This is a genomic window from Methylobacter sp. BlB1, from assembly GCF_015476545.1.
GTDB lineage: Bacteria > Pseudomonadota > Gammaproteobacteria > Methylococcales > Methylomonadaceae > Methylobacter.
The window spans coordinates 41,079-63,489 of the sequence record NZ_JADMKV010000006.1 but is presented as its reverse complement, the minus strand read 5'-3'; the positions used below and the strand labels follow the sequence as shown (position 1 = coordinate 63,489).

Genomic DNA, 22,411 nt, shown 5'->3' with positions numbered 1-22,411 from the left:
GTGCAAAAAAGTGATTGAAAACGTCGGCTTTGGTACTTTTCCTTTAGTACATTAAAACGGTGTGTTTAACATGAACGGAAAAAACGTTGCAATCATGCAGCCTTACGTATTTCCATACATCGGCTATTATTGCCTGGTGCAGGCAAGCGATACATTCGTTTTCTATGACGATGTCAATTACATCAAGCAAGGGTGGATTAACAGAAACCGACTGCTTTTAAATAAAGTTCCATACACGTTTACCATTCCATTGAGAAAAAGAAGCTCTTTTCAATTGATTAAGAATATCAATGTACTTGATATTAAAAAATTCAAATCGAAATTCATTAAGCAATTAGAACAATCTTATAGCAAGGCATGTAACTATCAAGTAGGCATGAGTTACGTCGATAAAGTATTGGATACCGATATTGATTTAATCAGCCAATTGGCAATGAAATCTGTGACTGATTTCTTTGAAATGTTAAACATTGAGAAAAGCTTTCTGGTTTCATCCGAACGTTTCGGTGAAACGAAAGGTATCGACAAAGCTGACAGGCTTATTACGATAGTCAAGTCGCTTGACTCTGAAAATTACATAAATCCAATAGGAGGAACGGCGCTCTACAATAAACAATACTTTTCCGACAAGGGTATAAATCTCTCATTCATTAAAGCGAAGTTGGAGAAGTATAAGCAATTGGGAGGCGAAGGATTCGTGGGCGGCCTTTCCATAATTGATCTCATTATGAACAATACCATTGATGAGTTGAAGCCTCATTTAGTGAACTACGAGCTTGTTTGAAGGCAGTATAGGAACCACTGCAGCATATAACTGTAGTGGTTCTGGCTCAATCTTGCACTGTCAGGCCGGGTTCGAGTGGCCTCAGCCCTTCAGCCGAAAATCTCTATGATGGATGTGGCAATTGTTGACGCTCATGATTAGGGATAACTGAACGAGTACACCAGAGCCAAATCACCTGGATGGCGCAAGGGAACCGTGACGGTTTCCATTTTCTCGTCCGGCGTGCCTTCGCCGGTAATCACGGTGATCTTGCCCGTGGTCAGTTGCTCGTCGCTGTCGTAACCTCCGTAATAATTCACGTAGACCAGATAGGCTCCCGGCAGGATTGCGGGCATGGAAAAAATCTCCGGACCGAAGCCTGTGGTCACGTCCACGTCCAGCGCGCCGCCGTTTTCCAACACCCGGTTGCCGTAGAAGCCATGTCCGCCGTCCGGTGTGATCACATGCAGGTCGACATCGGTGCCATCGCTGTCCCAGGACAGCACAACACGGAGTTTAGGACTCGGCTTTTCGCGGTAGGCTTCGTAAAACTGCGTTCGCGCCAGGCTCCTGCCGTCGGGCGCGAGAATTTCAACGCTATTCGAGCCGGCGCCGAAAGCATACGGCCGCTCGAATTCGCCCTGGTCGGTTTTGAGCGGCATCGAGACGCCGTTGACCACCAGTGTTAGCGGCTGTTCAGCATCACCGCCGGATTTCGGGCTGGCGGCGATGCGGCCCTTGATCAGCCCCAGCGGGCTGTCCTCGTCTTCGGCGTTTACGTCCGAGGCCGGATAGGTGACTTTCTGCACGTAGCGCGTCCGTTCACCGGAGGAATTGCGCCAGCCGCCCAAGGGCGCGTCCAGTTCGGCCCGGCCGGGAGCGGCTGGCGCTGCGTCGGTAAAAGCTTTGATCTGGGTTTCGATTTCAGTCAGCCGGCGGCTATAGGCCGAGGCAATACAGGCATTATCCTGGCAGGGATTGCGTTGTTTTTGCAGCCATTCCCTTTGCCCGGCTGCCAATTGCTGCAAGGCTTTCTTATCGCCTGATGCAAGCCAGGCGAGTTGGTCGTAAAGCTCAGCCAAGGCCTCGTCGGCAGCCGAGAGCGTATTATCGGCACAGATTGCGGTTTCGACCGCACTGGCCGCTTTGCTGCAATCGAAGCCGGCCGCGGCGGCGGGCATACCGCAGGCCAGCAGCGCGGTCCCGGCGGCAATCATCTTGAACAATCTCATACGTCTCCTTCGAGGATTTGTCTTGCGGTGGCTTCGATGAAAGCTTCGTCGAGCGCCCGCGGGGAATGCTTGAACGCCAGATGCAGGTATTCGTGCGCCAGACTGCGGCGATCTTCCTCATAATCCAGATAGCGCAGCCAGATCCGGTTGGCGGTATAGTCCGCGCGGGGACTGCCGGACTGGGCGAGGCAGATTTCGATGCCGCCGGGCGCCTCGAATCCGTCGATTACAGCCAGCTGCCTGTTCCAGCGCGGAGTCTGTTTATCCAGCCATTGCTCCATAAGCCGGTTTCTCTGGCACGGCATTTCCTGAGGATCTGCCCAGGCTCCAGCCGTGAAGGCGGAAAATGCCCAGAGACAAAGGCTGCAAGTGTGCTTCAATCTTTTCATCGTCTACCTGACCTTGAGTGTATAAGCTGCCTCGGTCTGCAGCGCTTGCCGGCTGGGATGGTACATCTCGAAATAGCGCGCCCGGCCAAGCTCGAATTCCCCGCGCTGGGAAAACCGGAGCAGGTGCAGGAAGCGGGCATCGCCATTTAACGCTTCGACAGGGACGGTGTATCGATGCGGGAAAGTCTGGTACTCGGTGTTCTCCAGTTCCATAGGCTGGGATTGCGCCTGATCCTGCCCATCTTCCGCTGCTCCGCCGCCAAAACCCGGCCCCGAAATTTTCATGCCCCACGGTGCGGCTTCCACATCGGCTCCCGAAGGCAAGGGAATGTCCACGGCGCCGTAGCGCGCGCCGCTTTCGCCGCTGACGACCACTTCATCAAGGTAAAGGGCCGAGGAATCGATCTCCGCTCCCGGCTGGATTTCTGTGGCGGCATAGACCGGCCCAGAGCTTTCCTCGGCTTCCCCGTTCTCCTCCTGTTCGGTATCCGGCTTTGGCAAGTCCAGTTTATACAGCTTGCGCGTCACTTGGACGTTGGCAAGCGGATTCTTGACCTCTATCTCATGCAATTCATAGCTCAGATAGGCCGCCCCCGGCTTAGCCGCAGAGACTTGAATAGACAGGGGCGTGGAGCCGGCGTCGCGGTTGCCGGCCAGTTTCCAGACCGGCAGGCCGAAGCGGGACTCAGCGGGCTCGAAAGCCGGAGTCGCGGTGAAATCCAGCTTTTCCGCTGCTGCGTAAGGTTCCGCTCCCGCGGCTTTTTGCGCCATGAGCAGCACCAGCGAGCGTTCCAGCGTCGGTATATCCGGGCCGATATCGGCGAGCAGTTCCGAGAGTTGGCCGTCTGCCGGAGGCTGGCCCTTGCGGGCGGCATCCAGCATCAGGGCGGCTTGTTTCAGCCGGCCAGCGCCGGTTTCGGGAATATCGCCTGCGAAGGCATCTACGACCTTTCGGGCCGCCGGATCATAGGCTCCCACATCGCCCAGTGTATCCAGGATCAGCAAGGCCAGTCGTTCGTCCTGGCCCAGCATGGGAAGCCGGGCGGCGGGTGCTTTCTCGTCAAGTTTATCCTCATGCAGGATGTGGGTGAGCAAACCCGGCGTCACGCTGGGCTTGTTCTCGCTGGGCTGCATGATGCGTCTGACTAAAGCGCGTGTCTGGGTTTTGACCGGCAAGCCCATCACGCTGGTCAGCCACAGTGCGGTAGCCTGAGTCAGGATGTCTTCTTTAGCGGCCTGCTGCTTGTACACATCCAGGAGGCTCAGCCAGATGGCAGGCGGCGCGGCGATGCCCAGCGTTTGCTGGGCGTGCCAGTCGGCGAAATAGGCATACGCGGTCAGCAGCAGATCATCCTTGGATTGATTGCCCCACCAGCCGAATGCGGAATTCGGCCCGGCCATTTTGACCAGCCGCAAGCGGGCGCTGGCGATTTCGTCCCGCAGTTCCGCGGTCGTCTTCTGCACGGACGGGTCAGGGCCTAGCGATTTCAGATGACCATAGGCAAGGCTGAGCGGGATCAGCCGGCTCGCGGTTTGTTCGGCGCAGCCGTAGGGGTAATCCGCCAGCGATTCGGCGATGCGCCAGAAGTGCTGCCAGCCTTTCCCGGCGGGCATGAGCCGGATATTGCTGGCACCCTGGGGCAGAGCAACCGTGCTGCCTTCGGGCTTTAGATCCACCGGTCGCTCGTAACGGGTTTGCCAGCCCTTGGGAACCACTTCGATCGTCGTTTCCAGCGCGTCTTGTATTTGTCCGTTGACGGATAGCGCAGTCTTGAATGCGCCGCTGCTTTGGGCTTCGTAAGGCAGTTCCAGATAATTGGCGCCCGGCTTCAATTCCACTTCCCGGTTAAGGTTGATGCCGCCGCCATTGGCCGTGAATGTTGCAATCTGGTTTTTGGCTGTCCGGTTATAGCCTACCAAGGTGATGACCGGCTTTTCGCCGGCCACGAAAGAACGGGGGCCTGTCCATTTAAGATAAATGTCCTTTGCGGAAACCAATTGTCCGACGCTCTGCCCGAACGCGCCGGCATCGGTCCAGGCCCGGCCGGTGATGCGCCAGCGGGTCAGCGATTGCGGCATCCTGAACGAGAAGCTGGCTTTGCCCTCGGCGTCGGTCGCCAGATCGGGCAGCCAGACGGCCGTGTCGATGGCTTCCCGGCGCGGGCGTTCCAGCATTTTCAAAGGCCGGTTGCTGTAGGAGGGCTGCGGCGGGGCGCTGCGTTCGACGGGCAGGGCCATATCGTAGGCATGGAAATTGAGGCTGGATGACGTCCGCACCTGGTTGCGGCGGAGGTGCTGAAAGAAGTCCTGAATGTTCGGCGCAATTTCGGGTTGCAGGCCGTACACCGCTTCATCCACCACGCCCACGGCGAGACGGCTGGAAACGGGGCGGCCATCCAGTTGCGTGCGGACTTCCACCCGCACTTCATCACCGGGCCGGTAAATCGCTTTATCGGCAGTGAAAGCGATTTCGACGGCAGGAATCCGAACCTTGATGCCTTTGTTCTGGAAGGTGTAGCGGCCATTCTTCACGTACAGCACCGAGAACACCCGGTTGGGCGCATAGCCGGGACGTATCGGGATATCCGCCCGCCATTGCGTTTCGCTGATGCGGGTGAGGCTGGCCCAGTCGGTGCCTTCAGTCATGAGTCCCGCACTCTGCACGGAATCCCGTTCCAGCGTGAGCAGGGCGTTGTCCACCGGATCGCGGAAGCTGATGAGGGCATGGGCGGTTTCGCCTTCGCGGTATTCGTCCTTGTCCAGGTCGATCCTGAGTCCGCCCGTTGCCAGTCTGGCGCCATTGCCGGATACCCAATGTTCGGTCTGGCCGACGACTTCGCCGTCGGCGTCCTTGATTCGCACCGTATAGGCGCCGGCCTGAGCGAATTTCACCCGGAAGCGGTCGTTTTTCGCCTCGCCCGTAGCGCGGCTTTGGTCATCCAGCCGCAGTGACTCCCAGGACACGGCCTGTCCCGGTTCCTGCCGAGTGCCCGCCAACGGTACGGCGGTGAAATCGATGCCCTCGCCGGGCTTGGAGATATGGGCGGAAGAGTTGAGTTGATAAAGTTTGCGGCCGCTCTCGATGATGAATTCCTTGACCGCGGTTACCCGATAGGTCGAGCTGTCGGCGCAGGCGACGCGCAGAATGTAATGGCTGGGTTCCTTGGCCGGCGGCAGGTCGAACTCCACCGCGCCGTCGTCACCGGCGATCCGGCTTTCCTGGGCCAGCTTGACCGGGAAATGCACCTGGGCGCCGGTGTAATAATTACTGTAGCCCTCGCCGCCGAGCAGGTTCAGCGCCTGGGTGCGCAGGTTCAGTTCCACGGTGGCGCCCTTGACCGGCTCGCCGCTCGGATAGCGCAACTGGATGCGCGCATGAATGGGCTGGCCGGTTTTGTAGTCCTGCTCGCGGGTCGTAATCTCCACATCGAAATGCGGTTTGGTATAGGCGGCGACCCGGAACGAGCCCATATAGGCCGCCCCCTGATAGCTCAGGTTCAGAGTATAGCCGCCGGCTACGGCTTCCTTGGGCAGGCGGAACTCGGCGTTGGCGCCCTGTTCAGGGGATGCCTGCAATGCCTGAACCGCGACTGGAGTGCCGTTGGGATCGAGCACGGAAAGGGTGACGCTGCCAGCTGCCAGGGGCGAGGAGTTCAGCGCATCCCGGAAGGTTCTTCCCACCAGCTTGACATGGACTTTGTCGCCCGGCTGATAAAGCGGCCGGTCGGTGAAAGCGTAAAGCTTGTCGCCTTCGATTTCGCTGTCGTAGTAGAAATTCTCCGAAACGAACACGCCGCCCCGACCGTCCTGGCCGATGATGTAGCTGCGCTCGGGGACCTTGCGCTGGATCATCAGGAGGCCGCGCGAGTCGGTCTCGCCCTCCTGCATTACGCCCACTCCGTCCGAGAACAGGATGCGGGCCTGTCCTGCGGGACGCCCGGTTTTGCGCTCGGCGGTCCACACCAGCAACTGCTCTCTGGACACCTTGGCGACCGCGATCACATCGGATACGAATACCACCGTTATGGCTCTCTGTCCGCCGATGGCCGCTTCCACCAGGTACAGGCCGGGCGGCAGTTTACCCAGCGGGATTTTCACATCACCCGGTTTGGCAGCGATGAATTCGCTGCTGCTGCCTTCCATGTTCACGGCCGAGTCCTGCTGTATGGGCTTCGCTGCCCAGATCGGATAGCGGAAGCGATCGACCAGCTCGAAGCCGGGCAGGGGCTTAATTTGCGGATCATGGCGGAATTCGGTGTGGTAGCTGTGCGGCGGCGCCTGCTTGAGCGTCGGGATAGCCTCGACCACCTTGGTTCGCGCCTCCTCGGAAAAAATGCGTTGCCAGGCCAGCCGGGTTTTCTTGTACCACACGTCGAAGACATAGTTCAGCGCGTTGGCGATGCCTTCGGGGCGGGATTGCGCCGTCACCTGGATGCGGTGCAGGTTGCGCTGGCTTTTCAGAAACGCTAAGGGGTCGGGCACGCGGTAGATGAGGATATCTGCGTCCTCGTCCGAAGCGCTCGCTGGTCCGTCTAACCTGACCACCGCCATTTCGTCGGAGCCGAACGGGGTTTCTGCGACTAAAAAGAACCTGTCTCCGACGGCTCGTCCATAGCCGCTGGGATCAATGTCGCCCGCCCACGCGATGTTAATCAGCGTGATAAGAACGAGAAACGGTAGATACCGGCAAAGTTGGGATTGTCGGGTCGTGGTTGCCACCGGGTGTCCTTCCAATTCATGAGAGTGTCGAGGGGAACGGCCCGCAGGCCGTTGTCGTTTTTGGCCTTGGAGCCGCGATGGTAGGCGATGTAATCCCCCATCCACACCATAAGGTGCTGACTGTCGCCCTGATCGTAAAACAACAGGTCTCCCGGCAATGCCTGGTTGATATCCGAAGATATGAAGACGCTGTTCTCCTGAACCAGATCAATGGCCGAGGCGTAGGCGCCGCGCTGGCCATCCGCCCGCCTCCAGTGGTTGCGCAGCTCGGATTGTTCGGGCGTCAGTCCGACTTCCGGCGGGAGGAAGCGGTTAGACACCCCGTTGGCTTTGCGCCAGGCCTCGCCATGAGCTTTGAGCGCTTCGCCCACGGCGAACCGGACCAGACCGGCGCAGTCCTGCTGGGCCCAGCGCGGCGTCGGTCCCTGCCGGAGTTGTTCGCCGACGATGCGCACGAACCAGGCGCGGAAAGCATCGGTCTGCCGGGTGTCCAGCACCGGTTCGGCGCAGGCTGCGGAAGCGCCGAGCAGAGCCAGCGCCGCCAGCACTATTCGGACCACTTGAGCGGTTCCCAGGCAGTTTTTCCGGCCGGCGCCGGCAGACGCATGATCCGTCCGTCCTTGAGCTTTTCCAGTTCCGGCAGCAGGCGCTCGGAGACATTGGCCCGGAATATCGGTTCCCGCTCGCCCGGCAGACTATCCAGCAGGGCAGTTGTGACCATGTTGACAAGGCGGTCGGGATACATGACTACAGCGGATTCGCTATTTTCGGGCAGGGCGTCGCCCAGGGCCGGATAGCGTCCTTCTAGGACCGCGATGGCATCATCCACCAGCGCCGCATCCGGCGAGAACAACAGCGTATCTTGCCGCTCTGCCAGGGCGACAGTGAAATAGCGGCCTGAGCGCATGTCTTCACTGTGCTCGCTGTCTTCTCGAGGCCGGATTCCGTAGGGCGAACTGACTTCACGGCGCCAGACCATACCGTTCGCCTGTTTGTCCTCCAAGACTTCGAACGGCGGGTGATAGATGACAACAGGGGGGTCAGCGGCCTCGTCTTCTCCGGCCTGTTGTGCCGGTTTAGCGGCGGACGGCGACTCGGCTTGGGCTTGTACTTCGCCCGCTTCGTGGGTGCCGATGGCGGTCCTGAACAAGCTCTGCAGGGCCGTGTTCAAGCTGGCTTCGGAATTTTTCCGGATCGCCACCAAAGGAGCGTAGAGCTTGGTTTTGTTGTACCAGCACACGGCGGCAGGCGGCTCGAGGGCGTCCGCCAAGCGCTCGGCGTCGTCCGCAGACACCACTTTGGACAGCAGCGCGGCTGTTCGGTCCGGATCGATTGGAACTGCCGCGCATAAGGTCGGATGGTCGGGCACGGCGTTCCATACTTTGGAAGCCGTGGGGAAAGGGTCCGATGCCGAAACCGCCGCAGTCCAGCCGGGGGCATCATAATCGAAGCGCAGCGCGTGCAACGCCGGGAACAGCGCCTGATAGCCCAGGCTGAGGTAATTCGCGGACACCGCGAAAGTATGGACATGGGGTTGAGCTTCCAATTGGAAACTTTGCGCCCAAAGGTCGGCCGGGTTTTCCGCGTTCAGCAGGCGGTTGACTTTCTCCAGTTCCGCCGCCTCTGCGTGCAGCAGGATGCCGGGATCGGAAAAGACCAGCAGGCGATCTCCAAGGCTGGCGAAATATAGCTTCAGGCGGCGTCCATAGCTCAGTTCGAACACTTGGGGGGCGCTGGGGCCGGGGAGCGCGCCGGCGATGCGCAACTGGCTGTCGGCCAGGGCCGTCTTGGCCAGCGCTTCCAGAACCGGCACCAAACCTTCGCGGCGGACCACCGTCAGCCAGCGTCCGAGCCGGCCGTCGCGGCTTTTCCAAAAGGCGATTTGGGCCGGACGGTCGAGAATCGCGGCAAGGAATCGATCGCTCAGGTTGAGCTCGTGCTCAAAGCCGATCCGTCTTAAAGTACCTTCCAGGCTCAGCCGCTCCTCGTTCTCCTGATAATAGAAGAACAGGTCCTCCAGGGCCAGATGTTGCAGAACCGGGGCCATGAGCAGATCTTTCGGGAGTCTGGACAGGCTTTGTGTGTTGAGAAAGGCATCCGGGTTCAGCAGGTTCACCTCGACCGCTAGCGCCGGCTCGGTCCTCGCCCGCGAATACCAATGATATATGCCCGTACCGATGACCATGATGGCCGCCAGGCCAAGCAGGGCCAGCAGTGAATAGCGCCATTTGCGGCTTGCGGCAAGCGCTGATCCGAGGTTGCGCAAGAGAGTCAAGCAATGAATTCCTTTAGAAGTGGGCGTTAGATTTTAAAGATGGTATTTTTTCACTTTAAGAGCCGCTCCATTCTAGACTAAGAATATGGAATTGTCAGCAAAGGCAGAGCTTCAGATCAAATGACGTTTTGTTGTGCATTCCGAGTTTCAGTGAAGAAAAAGGTTGCCCATATGTCAAATGGGCAACCTTTGATCAGGTCCGGTTAGCTGTTTAGCGATCAGTCTTTTTCCCAGCTATCGCGCAGAGTCACCGTCCTGTTGAATACCAGCTTTCCGTCTGCGCTGTCGGGGTCCAGGCAGAAATAGCCGGTGCGTTCAAACTGGTAGCGGCTTTCAGGCTTTGCCTCAGCTAGGCTGGCTTCGACGCGGCAGTCTGTCAGTATTTCCAGTGAATTCGGATTCAATGCGTCGAGGAAATTCTCTTCATTATCCGGATTGGGCACCTTGAACAAGCGGTCATACAAACGCACTTCCGCTGGCCGTGCGTGCGCTTCGGAAACCCAGTGTATGACGCCTTTGACTTTGCGGCCTTCCGGATTTTTGCCCAACGTGTCTGGATCGTAAGTGCAGCGCAGTTCCGTAATGTTGCCGTCGGTATCCTTGATGATTTCGTTGCATTTAATGATGTAAGCGCCGCGCAGGCGGACTTCGCCGCCTTCTATCAGACGCTTGAATTTAGGCGGCGGTACTTCAGCAAAATCATCCTGTTCAATTAGCACGACTTTGGAAAAGGCGACTTCACGCTTGCCGAACTCAGGCTTCTGGGGATGGTTGCTGATTTCCATGTATTCGGTTTTGTCATCGGGATAATTTTCGATAACGACGCGTAAAGGCCGCAGTACGGCCATGGCGCGGGGCGCATTCTCGTTGAGGTCCTCTCGGATGCAGTATTCCAGCATACTCATTTCTATCCATGAATGCTGTTTGGTCACACCAATGCGTTCGCAGAAATCGCGTATGGCTTTAGGCGTAAAGCCTGCACGGCGCAAACCGGCAATGGTCGGCATGCGCGGGTCATCCCAGCCATTGACGTGTTTTTCGGTGACCAGCTGATTGAGCTTGCGCTTGCTGACGATGGTGTATTCCAATTGCAGGCGGGCAAATTCTATCTGCTGCGGATGGCAGGACGTAGCGAGCTGGTCCAGAACCCAATCGTAAAGCGGACGATGGTCTTCAAACTCCAGTGTGCACAGCGAGTGCGTAATGCCTTCAAGCGCGTCGGAGATGCAATGCGTGTAATCGTACATCGGATAGATGCACCATTTGTCGCCGGTGCGCTGGTGATGAACGCGGCGAATGCGGTACAGAGCCGGATCGCGCATGTTGATATTCGGCGATGCCATATCAATCTTGGCGCGCAGCACGTATTGTCCATCGGCAAACTCGCCGTCGCGCATGCGTCTGAACAGGTCCAGGTTGTCTTCCACAGAGCGGTTTCTGTCCGGGCTTTCCTGGCCGGGCTCGGTCAGGGTGCCGCGATAGGCTCTTATTTGTTCGGCCGACAGGCTGTCGACATAGGCTTTGCCGTCTTTGATCAGCTGTACGGCATAATCATAAAGCTGTTCGAAATAGTCCGAGGCATGGCGTAATTCCGTCCATTGAAAGCCCAGCCATTGCACGTCGCGTTTAATGGATTCTACATATTCGTCGCTTTCTTTTTCAGGATTCGTATCGTCGAAGCGCAGGTTGCAAGTGCCGTTATACTCGCGGGCAATGCCGAAGTTCAGACAGATCGATTTCGCATGGCCGATATGCAGATAGCCGTTGGGCTCAGGCGGAAACCGGGTGGCGACTTTTCCGTTATTTTTGTTTTCCTTGAGATCGTTGTCGATGATATGGCGAATAAAATTTGGTGATGGCAGATTTTCGTTTGTGGCCATGAGGTCTGTATGTAATTGTCGCGTTATGGATGTTGATTTAATAGTCAGATAATGCAGCCAGATCAGCCGTTGAGTGATCGGCAGGCTTTCTATAAGTATTTGGCATTTCAAGCTGCTGGATCATTGTCGAGCATACTACTGTACGTGCCCGCTTTAGTAAAGACCGCACCGGGTGCGAAAATACGCGATAGGGAATTTAGTCGGTCGAATCTTTGTTTTCCCTGAGCTGTTGCAGTACGTCGATGCCTTTTTTGCGCTGCAGGCGGATGATTTCCAGTTCGGTTTGATACAGTTTCTTCAAGCATTCATCATCAGCCTGTTCTATTTTATCCGAGATCTTCCGTTCTTTTTTCTTGAGACTCTTCAGGATCTTTTTCAGCTCTTCTCTGTGGCGTTTTTTCCTTTTTTGGGCGGGGTCAAAAAAGGCTTGTAATTTATGCAATAGCTTTTCTTTATTCATGGCGGGTGGAAGCAAGAATTAAAAAAGTACTGTCGAGTATAATCCTAATCTACGGATTGTCTGTTATGGGCGCATCCACCGCTTGAACGACTTCCTTGATCTCGACTTCATTCAGGGCTAATTGCTGTTCAATGTAAATAGCGTTGATATTGTCATTCACAAATAGCGTTTCGGCAGTTTTAATCAGGTTTTTCTTGATGTTGTACATATATGTGCTGTCGTTGATCAAAGACGAGCCGGTTTCAGGCGTGATTTTTCGCTCCCTGATCAGTGTGTCAATTGAGCGGTTCATTCGCATATCCTCGTCTTCAATCATCGCCTTTAAGACATCCAGTGATAATAACGGCAATTCGTTCTCGGCAATCTCTCGCCTGAACTGTTCAATCTGCTGGATCAGCGACACTATCTGGTAAGCGATTTTTTTATACTCGTCGATTGTGGCCTGATTTTTCGAGGTTCTGGAGCGGGCCCAGTTTTTCTGTAAATGTTTGGTGTCTTTGATCGCTTCAACCAGCGTCCGGTTGGCATCGCGCAGCAAGGCGAGATTGGGCGATTGTTTCATTTCCCATGCGGAATTCGCTTGGCCGATAAAAGCAATGATGGCGCTGTAGATGCCTTTTATTCTTTTCTCATAGCCCGCGTCGATATCGTATTCGACAAGGTCGTTATTTTGTTTTATCAATTGTTTGAGATCGGATTGGTCCGAAAGGCTGCGTTTGCGCAAACCAAACGCATGCAGAATGATATGGATGCCATGGTCATATAAATGGATGGTTTCCAGCCTGACCGATTCAGCGGCGGTTTCAGGAAATCCGATGGCGGATGGATTTAAATATTTGGGCCTGAAAAGGTTGGGGCGTTTCTCTGCGAATATTTTTTCCAGCAGCGCGACCAGATGGTTCACGAACGGCAGCATAACGGCAACGCCGACCAGATTGAACAGGCTATGGAAAGTCGCCAGTTTCAGCGTGTTATCCGTGACGGCAATGCCTAGCGCGGCATCGATCCTGTCAACGGCAATGATAAATTCTCTGATGAAAATCAGGGCGATAATGCCGGTCAGCAGGTTGAACAGCAGATGCGCGCCGGCCAGCCGTTTACCCTGGACATTGGCGCTCAGGGAGCCGATGATGGCGGTAAAGGTCGTGCCGATATTGGAGCCGATGGCCAGCGCCAGTGCATTGTCATAAGTGATCTGATGCACGGACAGCGCCGTGATGATCAGCACCAGCGTGGCATGGCTGGATTGCATGATCATGGTGGCGATGATGCCTATTAATGTGTAAATCAACAGCCCCTTTAAGCCCGGCATGGCGTAATCCGCCAGCTTGACGGTATTTTCAAAAGTTTCGAAACTTTCCTTCATAAAATGTATGCCGAGGAAAAGAAAGCCCAATCCGGTCAGGATGTAACCGATCCCTTTTAGCTGCTTGTCATTCTGAAAACTGCATAAAACGCCGAAAACCAGCATGGGCATGGCATAAGTGGAGATTTTGACTTTCAATCCCAATCCGGCAATCAGCCATGCGCCGGTAGTTGATCCGAGATTGGCGCCGAATATGATGCCAATACCTGCGGCTAAGTCGAGCAAGCCGGCGCTTAAAAAAGAAATGGTGATAATCGAAACCAGGGTGCTTGACTGCATCAAAGTCGTTGATACGATGCCAAAGCTGAGACTTTTCCAGATCGTATCCGTGGTTTTTTGCAGAATCCGCTCCAGCATGCCGCCGGTAAAGGCTTTGAAGCCTTGCTCCAGAGACAGCATGCCGAAGATAAAAATCGCGATGCCTGCGGCAATGCCTTTAAATTCATCGCTTAGCCAGAAACCATAAGACAGCAGCGGAACAACAACAAATAGAAGAGTTTTTGGCATGTTTCAATAAAAATAGGGCAAAGGCTGAGATTTGCTTTGCGAGAGCCATGAAAAAAGGCATAGTTTAAAGGCGGGGATGACTTTCGTCGCCTGTTGGCAGTAAAAAAGGCGGCTTCAGCCGCCTTTATGAATTGCGATTAAATCGGCGGTTGGCTTGGCCCGGTCGATTTGACCTGGACAATATCGCCGACTGTCAGTGCGCCGCACTGATCATGCAGGGCATTTTGCCCGAAGTAGACTTTATTTTGCCATTTTCTGACACGGTTAAGTGTTATCAGGGGTTCTTTGCCTGTTTGCGCAGTTTCGGGATCTATGGTGGGCACCGAGCAGCGCGAGCAGGGTTTAGGAAGCCTGAAATCAATAGCGCCAATGCGGATTTCGCGCCAGCTGTCTTCGGCATAAGCGGGGCAGCCGGCAATGACCAGATTGGGCCTGAAGCGAGCCATCGGAAAATCCAGTCCTATTTCACGATTTAATGAAGCCAGCGAATTTTCTGAGATAATCAGAAAAGGAAAGCCATCGGCAAACGAGACCTGGTCAGTAGCTTGTGCATAATTAGGGTCGACTCGACGGATCTCGTTGTCGGGCTGATATACAAGCCGGCAATCGATGTTTAGAAAACGGCTCAGCCATTGATCGGCTTCCGGTGACACGTTGCGGGCATCACACTGATCGTGCCAGATGGTGCTGTCGATGATCTCGCCGTCTTCGGGCGTCAGCGGCAGTATCAGGTTTTCCATGCCGGGCGCGGACAGGATCAGGTCGTTTTCGGTCAGGGCCGTTTTAATCAAGGCCATTCGCGGCAGTTTGCGCTGACTCAGAAATTGCCGGTCTTTATCGATAAGCATCCATTTTCTGTCATGCAAAAGTCCGGTTTTGGTAACGGGCCAATGGCGCACACTGATGCCCGCCAATGATTTTACCGGGTAAATGTATATATCGCTTAATGTAAAATGTGTCATTCGGATTAAGTTGTCTTGCATGATTAGTACAGGATGTTTGCCAAAGCTGTACAGGAATGGGATTCATTTGAATATTAATTCTTTCTGGGTTTCGAGCAAATAATCCCCGAGTGCGTCATTATAACGCTTGAATTTGATACCATACCGGATATTTGAAAGAGGGGGGTTTGCGGACCACGATGCCTTCGACTTCGAAAGTCTTGCCGCTGTCGAGCTCAAGCTCTAACGTTATTTTGTCCCTGATATTGAGTTTTTTATGGCTGCGAATCAAGACACCTTTGCTGCTGATATCAATTAAATCAACCGGAGTTCCGCAGCCAAAACTGAACAGGCCGTTTTTACTGAGCGTGACTTTGATGTCTTTTCTTATGAAACGAGTGGTAATGCGATTGTTGATGGCTTGATCCCCGGATAGATCAAAGTCAAAAAATTCATCGACAGCTTCTGTATCATCAAAACTCATGGGTATAGTGATTACCGTTGTTATCAAGATGATCCCAAGTATTGTCTGTAAACTGGTAAATTTCAATATAACGGTTTTGCGCGAACTTCAAATGAAAAGCAAAAAAGTCGGTGAATCCGTTAAAATTAATGATCTGTTCGTTTTTATTGCCAGGAAATACCGTGTTGCGTAACCAGTCACTTCGGATAGTTGTTAAATTTTTATTCATTATTCAATTGCTTACTGTCAGTCTGGTTTATGCCGAAGCTAAACAGACGGTTGATATCGCTTATTTGGCGCAGGAGCAAAAAGCACCTCCGCCTCTGTCTAATTTAGATCCTTTTATCGAAAATAAGGGCGTTTTAGGGGCAGAGCTGGCGATTGATGACAACAATACGACAGGTCAATTTACCGGACAGAAATTTGTCCTGAAAAAATTCATCGTGCCGATTGGCGGCAATGTCGCTGAGGAGTTCAACAAAAATATTGCCGGCAAGTTTCAGTTCGTCGTGAGTACGCTGCCTGCCGAGCAGATAATCGGCATTGCCGATTTACCTGCGGCCCAGCAGGTGGTGTTGTTCGATGCGGCTACGCGCGACGATGCCTTGCGCAATGAGCAATGCCGCAAAAACGTGCTGCACATGCTGCCCAGCAGAGCCATGCGGGCCGATGCGTTAGCGCAGTATATGATGAAAAAACGCTGGACCGATTGGTTTCTGGTCATAGGACCCAATCCCGAAGATCGACTGTTTGCCGATGCCATCAGACGGGCCGCCAAGCGTTTCGGCATGAAAATTGTGGAAGAAAAAGCTTGGGAGCATACTTTCGACGCGAGGCGCACGGCGCAATCGGATGTGCCTGTATTTACCCAGGTGGATGACTATGATGTGCTGGTTGTCGCCGATGAACAGGGGCTGTTTGGAGAGTATCTGGATTATCGCACTTGGTATCCGCGGCCGGTGATTGGAACTCAAGGTTTAATTGCCACAGCTTGGCACCGGACACATGAGCAATGGGGCGCCGTGCAGATTCAAAATCGCTTCAAGGAGCAGACCGGGCGCTGGATGGAAGAGCAGGATTATGCCGCTTATCTGGCGATTAGGGCCGTAGGCGAAGCGGCTACGCGGACAAAATCCAATGAATTGAAGCCGGTTAAGGATTACTTGTTGAGTGAGCAGTTTGCGTTGCAAGGCTATAAAGGCAACCCTTTGTCTTTCCGCTCCTGGAACGGCCAATTAAGGCAGCCGATTCTACTGGCGGCCCCGAGATCACTGGTCGCCGTAGCACCGATTGAAGGTTTTCTGCATCCGAAAACCGAACTCGACACTTTAGGGTATGATCAATCCGAATCAACATGTAAATGAGGAAGCTGCATGAAAAAAAATTATTTAGCACTGTTTTTGGCAATGGCATCGATGGGTTCAGTACAGGGGGAGACTGTTTTCGTCACGCTGGAAAAAGATAATGCCCTGGCAGTCGTCGATCCAGTGGAAGGCAAGTTAGTCAAGACAGTGCCTGTCGGCCAGCGCCCGCGCGGCATCGCTATCAGTCCGGATAACAAGTACCTCTATGTCGCCACCAGCGATGACAATACCATCAAGATTGTTGATGCCAATACTTTGGCCGTAGTAGGCCAATTGCCATCGGGCGAGGATCCTGAGACATTCGCATTGAACCCGGCCGGTGACCGGCTTTATGTCTCCAATGAAGATGACAGTAGGGTAACCGTCATCGATACCGCCAGCAAAAAAGCCGTCAAACAGATTCAGGTGGGCGTCGAGCCTGAAGGCATTACGGTCAGCCCTGATAACCGTTGGGTGATCAGTGCTTCAGAGACGACGAACATGCTGCATTGGATCGATACGAAAAGCATGGCGATTGCCGACAATACCCTGGTTGATCCGCGTCCCCGCGCCGTCAACTTTACAGCCGACAGCCAGCAGTTATGGGCGACATCGGAGATGGCCGGCACTTTAACGATTCTGGACGCCAATACCAAACAGATCGTCAAAAACATCCACTTCGAAATACCTGGCGTCACTAACGATAAGATTCAGCCGGTCGGCATCGTGATCGATAAGGACAGAAACAGAGGCTATGTGGCGTTAGGACCTGCAAACCGTGTCGCCGTTGTCAATGCAAAGACATATGAAGTCGAAAGATATCTGCTGGTCGGCCAACGGGTCTGGAACCTGGCTTTCTCGCCTGACCAGAAAAGACTCTATACCACAAACGGTATCAGCAACGACATCTCCATTATCGATCTGGACAGCCAGAAAGTGACTAAATCGGTCGGCGTGGGGCTTTATCCCTGGGGAGTTGCAGTCAAGCCATGAGTGCGCCTACAGCATTATTAGTCAAGGACTTAAGCTTTTCCTACGGCAGCAAAAAAGCGCTGGATCAGGTGAGTTTTCAGATTCAGCAAGGCGAGTGCACGATCCTGTTGGGGCCGAACGGCGCCGGCAAGAGCACGCTGTTTTCATTGATTACGCGGCTTTATGACACTCGGGTCGGGCGCATCGAATTATGCGGCTTCGATATCAAGCGGCAGACGCGCAAAGCCCTGGCAAGGCTGGGGGTGGTTTTTCAACAGACCACGCTGGACATGGATCTGACGGTGATGCAGAACTTGCGTTACCATGCCGCCTTGCACGGCATGGGTCGCAAGCTGGCCACGCAGCGGATTCAGGAAGAACTGGAGCGCTTGAATATGTATGAGCGTCGTTTTGAGCAAATACGAGAACTTAACGGCGGGCACAGACGACGAGTCGAGATTGCGCGGGCGCTGTTGCATAAGCCGTCGCTGCTGTTATTGGATGAGCCTACCGTCGGCCTGGATGTGCCCAGCCGCCACGATATCGTGGAATATGTGCACCGGCTGGCCGGCGAGGAACAGATGGCTGTTTTGTGGGCGAGCCATTTGATTGATGAAATTTATCCGGAGGACCGCTTGATCGTGCTGCATAAAGGCCGTATTAAAGCCCAGGGCGCTGTTGATGAAGTCCAGAAAGTCACCCAATCTGCAACGATTAAAGAGGCTTTCTACACATTGACGCAGGGAGAGCAGGCATGAATATACTGCATTACTGGCGGGCAATGTGGGGCATCATCTGGCGTGAGTTATGGCGTTTCGTCACGCAGCGCGAGCGCTTTATTTCCGCTCTGGTCAGACCTTTAGTCTGGCTGTTCGTATTTGCCGCCGGCTTTAGAGCGGCATTGGGACTGGCTATCACGCCGCCTTATGAAACTTATATACTTTATGAAGTATATATCACGCCCGGCTTGATCGGCATGATTCAACTGTTCAACGGCATGCAGAGTTCATTGTCAATGGTTTACGACCGGGAAATGGGCAGCATGCGGATACTGATGGTCTGCCCGCTGCCCCGAGGGTTTTTATTGCTCAGCAAATTATTGGCCGGCACGGCGGTATCCATCTTGCAGGTGTATGTGTTTTTAGCGATTGCCTGGTTTTATGAAATACAGGCTCCGTGGCAGGGCTATCTGTGGATATTGCCGACATTGATGTTGTCCGGACTGATGCTGGGCGCTCTGGGGTTATTGTTATCTTCATTCATAAAACAACTGGAAAATTTTGCAGGCGTCATGAATTTCGTCATTTTTCCGCTGTTTTTTATGTCCACGGCGCTCTATCCTTTGTGGAAAATCAAGGAATCCAGTGAGCTGCTTTATAATCTTGCTAAATACAATCCGTTCTCGCAGGCGGTTGAGCTAACTCGATTCGCTTTGTACGAGCAGTTTAATCAGGAGGCTTTTGTTTACACATTGGTCGCATTCGTTATTTTTATGACAGCGGCGATCATTGGTTATAATCCATCAAAAGGTATGATGACGAGAAAGGGAGGCGGCTGACAGCCGATTCTCACGTCTAAACCGATTTGCTGGTTTGGTCTAAAATTATCTCAACGTCGGAATCAATAAATTTAATTAGGAGAAAGAAATGACTTACGCTCAGGATATTAGTGAATTGATTGGCAACACCAGTTTATTGAAATTGAGGCATATTGCAGAGGCTGATTCAGCTGATGTAGTGGTCAAACTCGAGTCTCGCAACCCCGGGGGCTCAGTCAAAGACAGGATCGGCCTCGCGATGATCAAAACAGCTGAGCAGGAAGGCAAGCTTAAGGCCGGCGGCACAATAGTCGAGCCAACATCAGGCAATACAGGTATCGCTTTGGCGATGGTTGCCGCAGTGCGCGGCTATCGATGCATATTGACCATGCCGGAAACCATGTCGGTGGAAAGACGGCATTTGCTGGCGTTGTACGGTGCGGAAATTGTTTTGACTCCTGGGCCCGAAGGCATGAGGGGCGCTATTAATAAAGCAGAAGAAATCGTCGCCAATACGCCGGGCGCGTTTATGCCTCAGCAGTTTGAGAATCCCGCCAATCCAGAAGTACACAGACAGACGACGGCAGAAGAAATATGGTCGGCCACTGATGGAAATATTGATGCGTTCGTGTGCGGCGTAGGCACGGGCGGAACGATTTCAGGGGTTGCCGATGTTATCAAAAAAAGAAAAGGCGATTTTCAGGTTATTGCAGTAGAGCCCGTAGAGTCTCCCGTTATATCCGGCGGCACCCATAGTCCTCATAAAATTCAGGGCATCGGCGCCGGCTTCGTCCCCAAGAACCTGAGTGTGGATTTATTGGATAGCATTGAATTGGTGAGCACGGATGAGGCATTCGCAATGCGCAAGCGATTAATTGAAGAGGAGGGCATTCTGGCAGGTATTTCATCAGGAGCCAGTGTCTGCGCAGCTCTAAGAGTGGCTAAAAAATTGGGGCCGGGAAAAACAGTTGTCACTATTATTCATGATACTGGAGAGCGTTATTTGAGCATGGGCTAAATGGTCTGGTCAGTTTTTACAGAGCGAAGTCAAAATCGGTGAATATGTGAAGAATTCTTTCTTTCTGGTAATCCCAGAGCAACAGAATGAGCCTCTGCGCCTTAGAGAATTTTCAACCAGGGCATTGCAGCAGTGGATTACCGAATTGCCGACAGCTAATCCTGGTTTAGCTACGCGTCTGCTTTATGATTTTATTGTAGATTGCAATTCCATTGAGATGGATAGCCAGATGAGGCTGGATGCCCTGGAGCTTGTAAGGCCTAGTCTACTGGTTATTGAGGATTATCTTCGCTCAAGACTGACAAGAACCGGCTTTCCGAAAGAAGAAAACGACAAGAAAATTCTCGATGTACTGGTCGCGATTGAAAAGGAATTCACCATCGGTTATTGGATGGTGCTTAAAGAACTGACTCGGCGCAATGTGAGTTGGTTTCAAGGGAAAAATGCGGCGTTGGCGGTTCAGCGCTGTATTAGAGGATTAAGCAGTCTTGTTGTCAGTCATTTTCTTATGGGGATTTCCATTCCTGATTGGGTATGGATAGATCTCCATTCGCTTTATAAACTCAGCGTCGACATAAAAAAAGACAAGACCAAAATAGCCAATGGTATAAACCAGTCCGATAAAGCAAGTTCGCCCGAAGAATGTTATAAACAGATCCTGTTGCTCAGCCTTGCTGATCCAACAGGATTAGTACAAAAAGAGATTTTGTTGGTTTATAACTTCATAGAAACCATAGATTATTTAGTGAGTCTGAAAAATGAGGCCGTTGCCGGCCAGCAGATGCAATGTATTATTTCAACGGATGAAGATAAACCGCCGCATTATCAGGAGAGCATGGGTGTCAGGCATGACCCGGCCGCGCTATATGTGGATTTCACCAAGTTATTTAAGGCATTACAGAAAAAGAATAAGCTGATCAGCGCGACCGAGGCAAGATTCAGCTCAATGTATGTCTCGAAAAATAACAGTGGGAAGTTATCGCCAGAATTACTTGACTACCTTGGGCAAAGGTGGTCAGGAATTGATCTTCAGGGAACTCCTGTTTTCAGCGACAGATTAGACCGATATATCGCCATTGGTCTGGAAGCGTCTTTTGATCTGCAAAATTCATCGGAAACGAATGCCGAAAAAACGCTGGAGTTTTTGGCCCAGTCAAGCTCCGACCAATTATTATCTTGCGTATTTGAAAAAACAGGCGTTTTGTCCGTCGGGAGTCTGGTGAGCTTCAGAAAAACAAATATGCCGGAACATCAACGCTCCCTAGGGATAGTCAACAAAATCATTGTAGCGAAACAAAACGGAAAGATAGATTTTGGCATGCAATTGATAGCACAGCAATCTATCTCTGTAACTTACAGGCAGTTGGACGCCTCGGTAAAAGATGAACTGCAAAAAGCCTTGTTTTATGCAGGAAATGAACACGAAAGTGAAATGACTTATATCATCACCGATACCAGCATGCTGGAAGGCGATATTATCCGTTTATTTATACAACAGGAAGAATTCCCTGTAGTCCTTAAAAACAGGAAAAATATTGGGTTAGGTTATTGGCAATTTGAATTCCAGCGCATAGCGGAAAAACAAACCCCGGCTCATACTAAAAAAGGCTATGATTTTATTTAAGCTGGCCAAAATAAAGACGCACATAGCGCTTGAAAAGTTTTTTCTTCATGGTAAGTTGATAAATTGATTCGGAAATTTGATAATGGACCTTCAATCTTGAAAAATGCTATGGTTGGGTGAAATGAAAGCGCTTGCCCTAATTGAATGTTAGTTGACTATTTCTTATTTATAGTTTAGTGAATTAGTATGGCAAATCTTGCTTTTGGATTATCTGAGCAAGCGGTTGATGATAGTTTGGGCAGGGTCTCAATAAATATAATAAATAAAATTACATTTCGTGAGGATGAAAAATGAGTAACGAAGAAAGCGTTAACAAAACAGAAGAAAGCGTTAACAAAGCCGAAGAAAATGTTAACAAAAGCGAAAGCTCGGCAAAAAATGCAGCAGGAAACCTGATTTCCTCAATATTGAGTTTAAAAGAAAAAAATCCGAAAGTCTTTTTTGGGGCTATTGGAGGCATAGTAGTTCTTCTAATTATTATTATGGCGAGCGGCGGCGATTCCACCCCCTCTGTTTCCGGACCGGCTGCCAAAAATATTGTAATAGGCCAGAAATATGTTCTGAAGAGCCCAAATACCTATGATAAGTCATCGACAATCCGTTTAGTCGCCGTACCAGGCACTATAGCAGCGTATGATGATACAGAAGAAGATGACAGAAACGGCCTCTGCAAGCATATGCCTCAAGGTACTCCTGTAACCGTTACAGATCTGCAGGATTTTTCTGGTAAGAGAAATGCATTTGCTAAGGTTCAAATGCTGGAAGGTGAGTGTCAAGGTAAAGACGGCTGGGTCTTATCAATTAATCTTCAATAAATAAAAACAAATGTTGACATTATTAAGAAAGACTTTATAATGTACGAATAAATTGAAACGCGGGAATAGCTCAGTGGTAGAGCACAACCTTGCCAAGGTTGGGGTCG

The 22,411-nt window shown here is 52.4% G+C and carries 18 protein-coding genes; 8 read left to right on the top strand and 10 right to left on the bottom strand.

The genetic code is table 11. The annotated features are described in order from the left end of the window. Positions 1-70 precede the first annotated feature (70 nt). The gene (locus tag IT781_RS04160; protein WP_194968878.1) at positions 71-784 is read left to right on the top strand and encodes a WbqC family protein; all 714 of its coding nucleotides are present in this window, start codon (positions 71-73) and stop codon (positions 782-784) included. 137 nt (positions 785-921) lie between these two features. Here the strand turns inward: IT781_RS04160 and IT781_RS04155 are convergent, their stop codons facing one another. The 10 genes from IT781_RS04155 to IT781_RS04110 form a co-directional block, all read right to left on the bottom strand. Next, positions 922-1,995: a DUF2135 domain-containing protein gene (locus IT781_RS04155; RefSeq protein ID WP_194968877.1), complete on the bottom strand. Its 1,074-nt coding sequence runs from the start codon at positions 1,993-1,995 to the stop codon at positions 922-924. Continuing rightward, entirely contained in the window at positions 1,992-2,384 is a 393-nt protein-coding gene (locus IT781_RS04150; protein WP_194968876.1) for a DUF2300 domain-containing protein, read from the bottom strand. Before IT781_RS04150 ends, IT781_RS04155 begins: the two co-directional genes overlap by 4 nt. Before the next feature lie 3 nt (positions 2,385-2,387). Next, on the bottom strand, positions 2,388-6,866 hold the full coding sequence (locus tag IT781_RS04145; protein WP_194968875.1) for an MG2 domain-containing protein: 4,479 nt from the start codon (positions 6,864-6,866) through the stop codon (positions 2,388-2,390). Positions 6,867-7,036: 170 nt separating this feature from the next. Continuing rightward, positions 7,037-7,651 (bottom strand): DUF1175 domain-containing protein, encoded by a 615-nt coding sequence (locus IT781_RS04140; protein ID WP_370526924.1) that lies wholly within the window; start codon positions 7,649-7,651, stop codon positions 7,037-7,039. After that, positions 7,651-9,378: a DUF2138 family protein gene (locus IT781_RS04135; protein WP_194968874.1), complete on the bottom strand. Its 1,728-nt coding sequence runs from the start codon at positions 9,376-9,378 to the stop codon at positions 7,651-7,653. Before IT781_RS04135 ends, IT781_RS04140 begins: the two co-directional genes overlap by 1 nt. 218 nt (positions 9,379-9,596) lie before the next feature. Beyond that, entirely contained in the window at positions 9,597-11,258 is a 1,662-nt protein-coding gene (locus tag IT781_RS04130; protein WP_194968873.1) for a glutamine--tRNA ligase/YqeY domain fusion protein, read from the bottom strand. A gap of 196 nt (positions 11,259-11,454) precedes the next feature. After that, on the bottom strand, positions 11,455-11,700 hold the full coding sequence (locus IT781_RS04125; RefSeq protein WP_228778907.1) for a hypothetical protein: 246 nt from the start codon (positions 11,698-11,700) through the stop codon (positions 11,455-11,457). Positions 11,701-11,767: 67 nt separating this feature from the next. Next, a complete protein-coding gene (locus IT781_RS04120) occupies positions 11,768-13,591 on the bottom strand; it encodes a Na/Pi cotransporter family protein (protein WP_194968871.1) in 1,824 nt (607 codons plus the stop codon). Between the two features lie 137 nt (positions 13,592-13,728). After that, positions 13,729-14,553 carry an MOSC domain-containing protein gene (locus IT781_RS04115; protein WP_194968870.1) on the bottom strand — a complete coding sequence of 275 codons (825 nt, stop codon included), beginning with the start codon at positions 14,551-14,553 and terminating at the stop codon, positions 13,729-13,731. 118 nt (positions 14,554-14,671) lie between these two features. Next, positions 14,672-15,082 carry a PilZ domain-containing protein gene (locus IT781_RS04110; protein WP_194968869.1) on the bottom strand — a complete coding sequence of 137 codons (411 nt, stop codon included), beginning with the start codon at positions 15,080-15,082 and terminating at the stop codon, positions 14,672-14,674. 98 nt (positions 15,083-15,180) lie between these two features. On the opposite strand from IT781_RS04110, the gene IT781_RS04105 reads away from it, so the two are divergent. From IT781_RS04105 to IT781_RS04075, 7 genes are all read left to right on the top strand, one after another. Next, positions 15,181-16,359 (top strand): ABC transporter substrate-binding protein, encoded by a 1,179-nt coding sequence (locus IT781_RS04105; protein ID WP_370526923.1) that lies wholly within the window; start codon positions 15,181-15,183, stop codon positions 16,357-16,359. 9 nt (positions 16,360-16,368) lie between these two features. Further along, positions 16,369-17,331 carry a PQQ-dependent catabolism-associated beta-propeller protein gene (locus IT781_RS04100; protein WP_194968868.1) on the top strand — a complete coding sequence of 321 codons (963 nt, stop codon included), beginning with the start codon at positions 16,369-16,371 and terminating at the stop codon, positions 17,329-17,331. Further along, positions 17,328-18,068: an ABC transporter ATP-binding protein gene (locus IT781_RS04095; RefSeq protein ID WP_194968867.1), complete on the top strand. Its 741-nt coding sequence runs from the start codon at positions 17,328-17,330 to the stop codon at positions 18,066-18,068. The genes IT781_RS04100 and IT781_RS04095 overlap by 4 nt, the downstream gene beginning before the upstream one ends. Then, positions 18,065-18,868 carry an ABC transporter permease gene (locus IT781_RS04090; RefSeq protein WP_194968866.1) on the top strand — a complete coding sequence of 268 codons (804 nt, stop codon included), beginning with the start codon at positions 18,065-18,067 and terminating at the stop codon, positions 18,866-18,868. Before IT781_RS04095 ends, IT781_RS04090 begins: the two co-directional genes overlap by 4 nt. Before the next feature lie 88 nt (positions 18,869-18,956). Beyond that, positions 18,957-19,865 carry a cysteine synthase A gene (cysK, locus tag IT781_RS04085; protein ID WP_194968865.1) on the top strand — a complete coding sequence of 303 codons (909 nt, stop codon included), beginning with the start codon at positions 18,957-18,959 and terminating at the stop codon, positions 19,863-19,865. A gap of 46 nt (positions 19,866-19,911) precedes the next feature. After that, on the top strand, positions 19,912-21,489 hold the full coding sequence (locus IT781_RS04080; protein WP_194968864.1) for a hypothetical protein: 1,578 nt from the start codon (positions 19,912-19,914) through the stop codon (positions 21,487-21,489). 290 nt (positions 21,490-21,779) lie between these two features. Beyond that, complete coding sequence (locus IT781_RS04075) at positions 21,780-22,304, top strand: hypothetical protein (RefSeq protein WP_194968863.1); 525 nt, start codon at positions 21,780-21,782, stop codon at positions 22,302-22,304. The last annotated feature ends 107 nt before the right edge of the window (positions 22,305-22,411 follow it).